This window comes from Lactobacillus sp. UMNPBX12 (assembly GCF_002553955.1).
GTDB classification, from domain to species: domain Bacteria; phylum Bacillota; class Bacilli; order Lactobacillales; family Lactobacillaceae; genus Lactobacillus; species Lactobacillus crispatus.
Genome location: NZ_PCYY01000044.1, coordinates 1 through 3925, shown reverse-complemented (window position 1 = coordinate 3925; position 3925 = coordinate 1). Strand labels below are relative to the sequence as shown.

2 protein-coding genes and 1 pseudogene are annotated in these 3925 nt (G+C 34.2%); 1 reads left to right on the top strand and 2 read right to left on the bottom strand.

Translation table 11 applies throughout. The features are described from left to right. Positions 1 to 115: 115 nt before the first annotated feature. Complete coding sequence (locus CP363_RS10265) at positions 116 to 748, top strand: phosphatase PAP2 family protein (RefSeq protein ID WP_089149941.1); 633 nt, start codon at positions 116 to 118, stop codon at positions 746 to 748. Positions 749 to 1003: 255 nt separating this feature from the next. On the opposite strand, the gene mmuM is transcribed toward CP363_RS10265, so the two are convergent. After that, entirely contained in the window at positions 1004 to 1993 is a 990-nt protein-coding gene (mmuM, locus tag CP363_RS10255) for a homocysteine S-methyltransferase (RefSeq protein ID WP_089147190.1), read from the bottom strand. Positions 1994 to 2143: 150 nt separating this feature from the next. Continuing rightward, positions 2144 to 3880: pseudogene (locus CP363_RS10250) on the bottom strand (excinuclease ABC subunit UvrA); the annotation flags it as partial. Positions 3881 to 3925: the final 45 nt, after the last annotated feature.

Below are 3925 nucleotides of genomic sequence, written 5' to 3'. Positions count from 1 at the left end.
AATAAAAAAGTCAATCAACGAGAGAGATTATTTACACAAACTTCTTGACAGTCTCCTACTCATATTCTATGATAAACTCATTATTGTTATAAAAATAAGTATAAACGAGGAAAAAATGCGCAAAAAAAATATTTATTCTATTTGTATCGGATTACCGATCTTTTTGATTCTTGCATTCTCTATTATGGCTCATGCAAGTTGGGTTACCGGCTTTGACAATTTCTTTGAAGGCTTAGTCCACAGTATTCCTAATCTGCAGAGCATTATGCATGTAATTACATTTTTAGCAGATACTAAAGTTGACTTAGTTTGGATGCTGTTGATAGCTGTCATTCTTTGGCTGAAAAAGCAGCGTCCTCTTTCGGCAAGTATTGTCATTTCACTAGTTACAGCTGATGCTTTTGGTTGGATTGTTAAACATATAATCCAACGGGCACGACCAGCTGCTCACTTAGCTGCTGATGATGGTTTCAGTTTTCCTAGTGGCCACACATTAGGAATGGCGATCATTGTTTTCTGGCTAATACTAATATTGATTCCAGCTTTAGTTAAAAATAAAACTGCTAAAATCTGGCTCACTGTTTTATTAGCTATTTGGCTTGTTTTAGTAATGATTTCAAGAGTTTATCTCTACGCTCACTGGCCAAGTGATGTTTGCGGCTCAGTTGCTATGGGCTTAATGTGGATTGGCTTAGTAGATGCAATTTGGGATAAAGTTACTCCACAAACAGACAAAAATAATTTTTAAGATTAAAAATAGTCGACGATAAGTCGGCTATTTATTTTGGGCAAAAATAAAAAGTCACTAAGGAAAATGTCCTTAATGGCTTTTCTACACCTTCAAATTTCTTCCTATCAGCAGATGTCATAAGAAACATCTTGCTTAGCCTTTTCATCCTCGGAGCGCTCATCACACGCTCCGCTACTATGATATCAAATAAAAATAAAAAGATAAAGATTTTTACTTGATAAATTTCAAAAAAAGTATATGAATTCTTAAAAATCAAATTTGTATATTGCTATCATTTTTAACCTTTTTTAGCTCTGATTTAACTGATTTGCTTTTAGTATTGTTAATTGTCTTAAAAAAGGCGGAAATTTGGCCAATTTCTTTTTCGGTAGTCGAACAACAGCCACCTATTATTCTAGCACCATGTTCATACCACTCTTGACTTAACTTTTTAAAATCGAATTTTGCATTAAATGGAATCCAATTGCGCTCAAATTCGTTATAAACGCCACCCAAGTTAGGATAAATGACAATTTGTTTATCAGTAAAATCATGAATTTTATCAATTACTGCAGTTGCTAAAAATGGTTTAAAGCAATTGGCTCCAATCGCAAATACTTGATCATATTCATTAAGCTTTTGCACTACCCGCTTTAAAGGAGTGCCATCACTAATTTTAGTTGTATCATGCAATGTAAAACTTACATACACTGGAATTTCCGGAGCATTTTCCTTTAACCAATCTAAGATTGCTACAACTTCATACAATTTAGGCTGAGTTTCAAGTGCGAGACAATCAGGTTTATTTGCCAATAAAATCTTCAATCGTGGTAAATGAAAATTAAGATATTCCTCCGTTGTTAGAGAATAATCTCCGCGAAATTCATCCCCTTGAGCTAAATATGCACCATAAGGTCCTACTGAAGCCGCTACATAATTATGAATTCCCGTTGTCTTTGCAAAATCATCACGGGCTTTTTTGGCAATTTGAACTGCATTAGTAATCAATTTAGTAGCCTGGTCTTGTGTAAAACCATGTTTTTCAAAAGCTGGGATATTTGCTTGATAAGTATCAGTAATTGCCATCTGGGCTCCAGCCTTAAAATAATTCATATGTACTTGATAAATTTGAGCAAGATTATGTTCTAATGCAATTGCTGTCCAAAGTTCATTATTTGTATCAATGCCTAACTTCTCAAGAGCTGTAGACATTGCACCATCTAAGATTAATCCTCGATCACGGATCTGTTTGAGCAAATTCATTTTTCTCACCTTAATATAAATTAAGTAGATAGTTAATATATATTTAATATTACATTAATCTTAGATCTGTTTCAAATATTATTTCTTCCTATGTCTTATTTTTTAGCTACAGTTTGCTATAAATTTATTTAATTATATTTTCATATAATATTAAAATAAATTTTTGAAATCATGTAAATAATTGGCCAAATAGTGTGCCGTTAAACTTTCAGGCTTTTGCTTTAATTCTAAAGGCTTACCCTCTTGGACAATCCGACCACCGTTTTTACCACCACGTGGGCCTAAATCAATCATGTAATCACAATTGACAATTAAATTTAAATCATGAGTGATTGTAATAATGGTAGCTCCCTGAGCTAACAACTTTTGCATTACTTGGACCAGAACCTTCACGTCAAGAGGATGCAAGCCAATCGTAGGTTCATCGAAAACAAACAATGTATCATTTTGTTTATGACTAAGATGAGTAACAAGTTTAAGGCGCTGAGCTTCTCCACCTGACAAAGTTGGTGTATCTTCTCCCAAATGTAAGTAATCCAAGCCTACTTCTTTTAACAATTTTAGCTCTCGTTCAATCTTAGGCACTTTAACAAAAATCGGTAGAGCTTCATTAACATCTAGATTTAGGACATCAACAATTGACAGATCATGCCACTTCACCTTTTGTACATCTTGATTATAACGATCGCCATGACAGGTTGGACAGACTTGTTGCATATCTGGTAAAAATTGGATGTCAAGAGTCACAATTCCTGTACCACCACAAGTAGGACAAGCTCCTTGTTTATTATTATATGAAAACCAACTTGGCGTATAATGCTTCTTTTTAGCGAGTGGCTGACTAGCATATAACTTTCGTAAATTGTCCATAATTGAAGTATAAGTTGCTACAGTTGACCGAGTACTTTTACCAATTGGAGATGCATCAACACTTACTACATTTGAAATTGGGCTAGAAAAGCTACTAATTTGTTTTGGCAATTTTTCACTTTTGCTTTTTGCTATAATAGCGGGCACTAAACTATCCAAAATCAAACTAGTTTTACCGGCACCTGAAAAACCAGTTACTGCAGTTAATTGGTTTAATGGGATTTTAGTTTTTACATCATGTAAATTAAAATATTGCTTTACTTCAAATGAAATAGAATCGGAATTTATTTGATTGGCTGACTCTCTGGCAAGTAACTTAGCACTGCCATCCAAATATGGTCGAATTAAAGAATGCTGATCATGTTTGATCGCAGTAATTGAATCTTGATCCAAAATCTGACCACCTTTTTTACCTGAACCTGGTCCAATCTCAATTACTTCATCAGCGGCTTTAATAATGTCAACATTATGATCAACAACTACTAATGAATTGCCCTGAGCAACTAATTTTCGTAAAACCTTAATTAATCCTGCAACATTAGCAGGATGGAGACCAATAGAAGGCTCATCCAAGACATATAAAACTCCAGTAGTTTCAGTACGTAATGTTCTTGCTAATTGAATTCGTTGCAATTCACCTGTCGATAAGGTATTTCCACTTCTAGCCATAGTCAAATAGTCTAGCCCTAAGTCTAATAATGGTTGCAAATTATCCAAAAACTCCTGAATAATCGAATGAGCCATTTTATGCATATTAGTTGGTAAAGTTGCTTGCACATCTTTAACCCAGGTAACTAAATCACCTAACTGCATTTCAGCCACCTGATTAATATTTTGCTTACCGACCAGCTGTTGTAACAATTCTGGTTTCAAACGACTACCATGACAAAGTGGACAAGTCGAATAAGTAAAGAATTCGGCTATTCTTTTTTGCGCACGTTCTGATTTGCTACTCTTTGCTGAACGATAGACAGCTTGCCGAGCATTTTCATATAAGGCATTAAAATGGTTCAGTATAAATTCTTGTGTAAATAGAAATTAGATAACAAAAAAAGAAGGGTT

Excerpts from the sequence above, each read along its gene's own strand:
- CP363_RS10265 (WP_089149941.1), top strand. The coding sequence starts at position 116 with ATGCGCAAAAAAAATATTTATTCTATTTGTATCGGATTACCGATCTTT.
- mmuM (WP_089147190.1), bottom strand. The coding sequence starts at position 1,993 with ATGAATTTGCTCAAACAGATCCGTGATCGAGGATTAATCTTAGATGGT.